This window comes from Rathayibacter sp. AY2B3 (assembly GCF_002931755.1).
Classification (GTDB): domain Bacteria; phylum Actinomycetota; class Actinomycetes; order Actinomycetales; family Microbacteriaceae; genus Rathayibacter.
Genome location: NZ_PSUG01000095.1, coordinates 1 through 1,385, shown reverse-complemented (window position 1 = coordinate 1,385; position 1,385 = coordinate 1). Strand labels below are relative to the sequence as shown.

Genomic DNA, 1,385 nt, shown 5'->3' with positions numbered 1-1,385 from the left:
TCCGGGTGCCCGCCCCCTCGCCTCCGGGCTGATCGCGCTCGTCGCGACCGGTGCCCTGCTCTTCGGCGCGACCCCGGCCCTCGCCGCGGAGAACCCGCAGAAGCCCCTCTCCTCCTCCGAGGAGGCGCCGGCCGGCCTCGCCCCCGCGAGCGAGTCGCCCGAGGCCGCCCAGCAGACCGCCCGCGCGGCCGTCAGCTACTACAACGCCCTCGTCGGCGGTGAGGAGCTGGCCGCCGGCCAGCGGATCGTCTCGGGCACGAACGGCTACTCGTTCCGGATGCAGACCGACGGCAACGCCGTGGTCTACGACCCGCAGGGCCGCCCCACGTTCGCCACGAACACCCAGGGCCGCGGCGACCACCTGGTGATGCAGACCGACGGCAACATGGTCGTCTACTCCGCCAAGGGCGGCCCCGTGTGGAGCACCAACACGATCAACGAGGCGGGCGCCTCCGTGATCATGCAGCCCGACGGCAACCTCGTCGTCTACCGCGAGAACGGCTCGCCCGCCTGGGCGAGCAGCGTCCGCCGCGTCATCGCCGAGCCGGTGACCGACACGCTGTTCACGGAGCAGACCCTCCGCCCCGTCCACCAGCTCACCTCCGCCGACGGCCGCTTCAGCGCCGTCATGCAGAACGACGGCAACTTCGTCGGCTACGGCCCCCAGGGCGCCGTCTGGGGCACCGGCACCGGCGGCTCCGGCAACCGCATCACCATGCAGAAGGACGGCAACGCCGTCATCTACGGCTCCGACGGCTCCGTCAAGTGGTTCTCGGGCACGCGCGGCAAGGACCTCCGCCTGGGCATCAACAACGCCGGCTCGCTGATCATCGTGAACTCGTCCGACGACGTGATCTGGACCAGCCAGGCCGCCTTCCCCTCGACCACGCTCTACGCGGCGAACTCGCTCGAGGCGGGCAGCTTCCTCCGCTCCGCGAACGGCGTCTACCGGGCGGTGATGCAGGCGGACGGCAACTTCGTCGTCTACGGCAAGAACGGCCCGATCTGGGCGTCGAAGACCACCCGCGCCGGCGGCTTCTTCGCCATCGACACCAGCGGGCAGATCGCCGTGGGCACCGAGACGACGAGCGGATGGTCGGTCGTCCCGCCCGCCGCGTCGGTCGGCCCGTACAAGCTCGTCATGCAGGACGACGGCAACCTCGTCGAGTACGACAGCCGCCGCGCGGTCTGGGCCAGCCGCGGCTGACGCCCGTCCGCCACGACGCCCCCTGGTCCCCGGACCGGGGGGCGTCGTGGTCTCCCCCGCCGTGGGACGATCCCCCCGACCCCGCCTACGGGCTGACGATCGAGAACGCCTCCAGCACGCCCTATACGCTGACCGTCATGAGCTGGACCGCGCTGGTGTTCGTGCCGCTCATCGTCGG

General features: G+C 71.7%; 1 protein-coding gene. It reads left to right on the top strand.

What is annotated here, in order from left to right; translation table 11 throughout:
- Positions 1-1,207, top strand: a 1,207-nt coding sequence (locus tag C5C24_RS17410; protein WP_104305566.1) for a hypothetical protein, incomplete at its 5' end; no start/stop codon positions are given.
- Positions 1,208-1,385: the final 178 nt, after the last annotated feature.